The organism is Streptomyces sp. NPDC037290 (genome assembly GCF_055603245.1).
The window spans coordinates 1-5,408 of sequence record NZ_JBVJVZ010000081.1; the positions used below are offsets into that span (position 1 = coordinate 1).

At 63.0% G+C, this 5,408-nt stretch carries 6 protein-coding genes and 1 pseudogene; all 7 read right to left on the reverse strand.

The genetic code is table 11. The features are described from left to right. The coding region (locus ACZ7HQ_RS44710; protein WP_471003189.1) for a helix-turn-helix domain-containing protein at positions 1-780 on the reverse strand (780 nt) is incomplete at its 3' end. A 603-nt stretch (positions 781-1,383) separates the two neighbouring features. After that, positions 1,384-1,668, reverse strand: coding sequence for a hypothetical protein (locus ACZ7HQ_RS44715; protein ID WP_471003180.1), 285 nt, complete (start codon positions 1,666-1,668; stop codon positions 1,384-1,386). Positions 1,669-1,692: 24 nt separating this feature from the next. Next, the gene (locus ACZ7HQ_RS44720) at positions 1,693-2,052 is read right to left on the reverse strand and encodes a hypothetical protein (protein WP_471003195.1); all 360 of its coding nucleotides are present in this window, start codon (positions 2,050-2,052) and stop codon (positions 1,693-1,695) included. Beyond that, positions 1,962-2,306, reverse strand: coding sequence for a family 43 glycosylhydrolase (locus tag ACZ7HQ_RS44725; RefSeq protein WP_471003192.1), 345 nt, complete (start codon positions 2,304-2,306; stop codon positions 1,962-1,964). Before ACZ7HQ_RS44725 ends, ACZ7HQ_RS44720 begins: the two co-directional genes overlap by 91 nt. A 30-nt stretch (positions 2,307-2,336) precedes the next feature. Then, on the reverse strand, positions 2,337-2,777 hold the full coding sequence (locus ACZ7HQ_RS44730) for a hypothetical protein (RefSeq protein WP_471003183.1): 441 nt from the start codon (positions 2,775-2,777) through the stop codon (positions 2,337-2,339). A 110-nt stretch (positions 2,778-2,887) separates the two neighbouring features. After that, the gene (locus tag ACZ7HQ_RS44735; RefSeq protein ID WP_471003186.1) at positions 2,888-3,973 is read right to left on the reverse strand and encodes an RICIN domain-containing protein; all 1,086 of its coding nucleotides are present in this window, start codon (positions 3,971-3,973) and stop codon (positions 2,888-2,890) included. A 673-nt stretch (positions 3,974-4,646) separates the two neighbouring features. Next, positions 4,647-4,883: pseudogene (locus ACZ7HQ_RS44740) on the reverse strand (IS30 family transposase); the annotation flags it as partial. Positions 4,884-5,408: the final 525 nt, after the last annotated feature.

Consider the following 5,408-nt stretch of genomic DNA (forward strand, 5'->3'; position numbering starts at 1 on the left):
CGCGAAGCGACCCCCCCGCCCCCCCCCCGCCCACCAAAGCGGGGGGGGGCCCCCCCCCCCCCCCCCCCCGGCCACAACTTCGTACGTCACTCTGCACTTGAGCTTGTACTTCACTCTGCACATGAACTCGTACACCGACACGGTGAACTGCTTGCCGTTGTCGGTCAGCACCTCCTCCGGCACCCCGAACGACTGCAAGGCCCGGACGAAGGCCGCACACACCGCCCTCCCGGTCGCCCGCTCGACCACCGACGCGATCACGCAATACCGGGAATGATCGTCCACCCCGGTCACGACCTTGGCCTCGGTCAACTCACCCGTCACCGGGTCGACCAGCACCACGCCGCCGACGATGTCCATCTGCCACAGCTGCATCGGCCGGTCCCGCTGCCACCGCTTGTAATCCGACCGCTTCCGGCGCCGCACCCCCGGCTCCACCAACCCGTGACGGACCAGGATCCGATACACCGTCATCCGTGACGGCACCGGGCTCACCGCCCCGGACCGCTCCAGCACATGAGCAATCCGCCGCGGACCCCAGCGAGGATGCTTGCGCCGCAACTCGCACACCGCCGCCTCCACCTCCGCAGAGGCCCGATGCGGCCACGGCGCCGGCCTACGCGAACGATCCGCCAACCCGGCCAGACCCGAAGCCTCATACCTCGACTTCCACCCGCTGACCGTCTGCCGGGACACCCCCAACGACGCGGCGACCTCGGTCACCGTCGCACCCGCCAGCACCGCCAGGACAGCCCGGTATCTCTGCTCGACAACCGACAACTCCACCAGCGCCAATCCCGGCCTCCCCACACGCACCGCAACGACGCGCACAGAAAAGCCGATCACGACCACTGTCAACCATCAGCTGGGACCGAACTGTCAAGCATCACCCGGGATCGGACAAGCATCACGACGAAGCCTGAGTAACAACTTTCTTCACGGGTTCAAGCCCCGGCTGCGCTCCGCTCCGCCGGGCGCGCTTCCCGGCTCCGCTGCGGGCGCCGCTCCTGCCTCCGGCCCGCTCCGCCCGCGCTGCGCCGACGCGCGCCCTGAGTAGCGTGGCCCGGCGGCATGAGGTCAGAACACGTCGTGGCTGGGGCGGTCAGCTCCGCGACTTTAGCCAGCCACTTTGGCGCGAGCCTCGAAGATCATGGCCCCAACGTCGTGCTTTACCGGGCAGGTCCACAGACTGCCCGACGCGCCGGAAGCTTACGGGGCCATGATCACTCGCGCCAAAGCAGCTCCCGGCCAAAGTCTGCTCCGCCGATCGCGTGGCCAAGCCCCCTGGTATCAGGGAATCCACAAATCTCGGTTTAAGCTCAACTAGCGACGAGCCGACCAGCATGCCGGTTGCGCCGATGACGGCTCACCCTTGATCAGGACCTAACCAGGGGTGAGCCGCCACGGCACCAGCCAGCCTAGCCGGATGGCCCGGGAGAGGATATGCGGAGCGCGGAAACGCCATTTAACAGCCCATGCGTCCCCACGGGTGCCGTGGACATTCTGGTTGATGATCGGCGGTGCGCCGGGCCGTTGACGGATCACGATCCGGTCGACACTGTTGTACTGGTGGGTGTCGATGCGCTGTGCGGTGGCGCTGATGGATTGCCGGTGTGTATGGGTAACCTTGCCGCTGAAGAGAGTCACCTCCGCTTGCGGCAGGGCCACGCCGAGTTGTGAGATGCCGAGTGCTCAGGGGCAAGTGGCCCCGCTATACATTAGGGCGGTGATGAGGTCCTTCTCGTTGACGGCCCAGCCCGGATTGTGCACAGCGCAGTCGTCGAAGCCGGCCAGCGGGTCGGGGGCTACCAGCAGGCCGTGGTCGGTGAAGTGGAGGCCGTCCCGGCTGGTGGCGTAGTGGAGTCGCCACCAGTCTTTGTCGATACCGATCCTCTTATAAGCGGCGATGTACTGCGCGTTGACAAGCTTGACGTCAGCGTCGGCGAAGAGGCCGATCATCCCTACGTAGGTGAAGTGCCTTGGGAAGGCCTCGTAGGAGACAGCAAGGTGCTGCGACCAATGGCTGTTGTTAACCGAGCCGTCGAAGTACATCTCCCACCGCCACGGGTGGTGCTTATCTTTATGATAGTGGCGACCGGGGCGGCGACACGAAGGTAGTCGGGGGTCAGGCGGAAGATGGTGAGGTCATCCTGTCTGTCGCGGATCTTCCATTTGTTTGTCGTTGAGATAAGATAGGCCGCGCCGTCGTCGTCGCGAAATACGGTTACGTCGAACGACCTGTACCCGCGGGGTCGAAAACTCCCCCGGTAGGTATACTTGCCGTCCACTGTAGGTGACGTAGCCACTGCGACCTGATTCTCTATCAACGGTGCCGGTTAATTCTCCTTGCGCATGAAGAGGACATATTGCCCGGTGTGAGCATTATAAATGACCTTGGGTCGCTGAAGATTCTTCACTCCGGGGGTCGTTGCCTCGGTCAGTACGTTGCTGCGGAACTTCCAGGTGTGCAGGTCGGCCGAGCGGTACACCGAGATGTATCGAAAACGATTATTGGGATAAGGATTCTCATCGAACCAATAATAGTACTGGTGTACCTTGATTACGCAGCCGTCATGTCCGTGCAACACTTGGCCATTGCTCTCGGTGAACTGGATCCCGTTGGTGACTGTCACCGTGGCGGCTGCGGCCTCACCAGGTGCCTGTAACGGTAATAACAGTCCGAGGCATGCGGCGGCAATAAATCTGAGAGAAGCGCATATTTTCCTTCGCATAAAAAGGGCAACCTTCCAGACGTGTCCGACAAGTGCTTTACTCATGGCTCGCCGCACGTCCCCCGGTAGAGGTACGTGGCACACAACTCAGGCGTTTTGGCCGGCGGCTGGTGTGTGCTTCGGCTGGGTGATGTGGTTGTGGTTCTGGGAGTGGTTCAGTAGGGGGCGGGTGCCTGCTGCCATTGCTGGCTGTTGCTGGCGTTGCAGACGTGCTGGACTATCCGGGCGCCGACCGCCGTCGATTCTGCGTCCACATCGAGGCATTTGCCGCTGTGGCGGGCGCTGACCCGCCAGTATCCGCTGCCGACTCTGGTGAACTGCCACTGCTGGTTCGCGGTGGTGCTGCAGGTCTGCTGCGTCACGTGTTGGTTGGGGGCAGACGATGAGGGCGCGGTGAGGCACTTGTGGCTATGCCGGGCGATGATCTGGTAGGAGCCGTTGCTCAGGCGGAGTACTTGCCAGTGCTGGTGCCAGTGCTGGCTCGGGTGCGCGGCGGTGCCGCAGGTCTGCTGCGTCACCCCCGCCCCGTTGGCGGTGGACGACGATGTCACGGTCACGCACTCGTTGCTGTGCCGCAGCTCTTCGTAGGCGTATCCGGAGCCGATGCCGCGCACCACGCCGGTCGCGGTGTTGATGGAGACCTGGGGGTGCCAGTGCATCGCCAGCGACCGGTTGGTCGGGAACTCCAGCGGCAGCCAGACGTACTCGGAGTCGTTGTGCTGTCCGCCCCAGGCGCTCGCCCACCGGTCGCCCAGGTAGAGATACGAGGTTGTTCTGCTGCCCTGGACCGGCAGGATGTAGGAGGACTGCGAGCCGTAGGCGATGCCGTCGCCGTACTTCGCCTTCTCGCTCCACGGGCCAGTGATGCGGGTCGCGGTCTTGTACGTGGCTTGGTTTGGGTACCAGCCGGTTTCACCCGAGGCCACCAGGAAGTAAGCGCCGTTGCGCTTGAACATCGCCTGCCCCGACCACTTGACGTCCTTGAGGGTGATCACGTCGGCTGCCACGTGAAGGTAATCGGGGGTCAGGCGGTAGATATCAATGTCCTTCTGCTCATCAGTCCGCCCCTGCGAGATTAGGTACGCGCTGCCGTCGTCGTCCCTGAATACGTTCACGTCGAAGGATCTGTTGCCGAGGGGGCGGAAGCTGCCCTGGTAGCGGTATTTGCCGTCCACCGTGGGCGACGTGGCCGCCGCGATCTGGGACTCGCTGAAGTCCCACGCATTCTTCTCCTTGCGCATGAACAGTACGTACTGCTTGGTGCGGGTGTTGTAGATGACTTTGGGCCGCAGACGCCCGCCGTCTTCAGCTCGGGGGCTGAGGCCTGGGTCAGTACGGAGTTACGGAATTGCCAGGTGTGCAGGTCGGCGGAGCGGTAGACCGGGATGGATCGGAAGCGGTAATGAGGATAGGTATCCTCGCCGAACCAGTAGTAGTGTCCGCCCACCTTGATCATGCCGCCGCCGTGCCCGTGTATCGCGCTGCCGGCCGTGTCGGTGAACTGGATCCCGTTGGTGACCGTCACCGGGGCGGCCTCGGCTTGGCCAGAGACCGCTAATGGCAATAACAGCCCCAAACAGCCTGCGACGACTAAACGGAGAAGATCAGCCACCACTCTGCGCATAGGTATACACCTTCTCGCACGTCCCCTGGGGCGGTGTGTTGACACAGAGCCCCGCCAAGATGACTGGACTGATATCAACAACGTCGCACACTCCCCGCCCGCATGCACGTGGGCAAGGCCGAGCACCACTGGGGTGTCCCGATCGTACGAGTGACCCGGATCAGCCACGGCTGCTGTAGTTCCAGCGTCTGCGCTGGTCAACGCGTTGTGGGGTTGGTGTGGGCATGGGTACGGCTACCGAACTTGATTGGGTGATGTCGGTGCCGGCGGTTTCCATCGGTGGTTGCCAATCACATCGTCAATGGGCCTGTGAGGCATTCTCGCATGGCCTGGGCGGGGGTCTTGTCTCCGAGTGTGATGCGGGGGCGACGGTTAAGCTGGCGGGCGACTTCGCGAAGGTCCTGCGCGGTGTGGACAGACAGGTCCGTGCCCTTCGGAAAGTACTGTCGCAGCAGACCGTTCATGTTCTCGTTGGTGCCGCGCTGCCAGGGCGAGCGCGGGTCGCAGAAGTAGATCCGGAACCCCGTCAGCGCCCTCGAGGGGCCCAACTCCAGTGTTTGAACCGATGACTTGAGCCGACCCCTCAACACGTGCTGCAGCTCTTGATGATTCATCAGATCCAGAAATCCTTTCACTCGTTCGGTTCACGCGTTCGTCATATGAGCCGGCGATAACGATCTTTACGGGTGTTCGATCCGCATAAAGATCGGTTCTCTCCTACTCGTTGAAAGGTTTATTAATGGAGCAGCGGCAGCGTCGATGTTTGGCCGGTGGTATGTCTTTGGGATTATCTGCGGCGTTATCGGTGTCGATGGGGGCGGCGGGGTTCTTTGCGGCGGTGGCGCCGGCGTCCGCCGATTCTGGAGACGGTACGGCGACGATTCGTGTGGTGCGGGAGGTGAATGCGAACGGGAAGTGGGATCAGGCGCTGGAGCCGGGCTGGGCCGGTGTGACGGTCATGTCGCGCGTCAGACTTTCTGGCACAGGGGTTTGTTTGAGCCCCGTGAGCATGTAGGAGAGGCTGATGTCCCGTCCGCCGCAGTTCCCGGTGG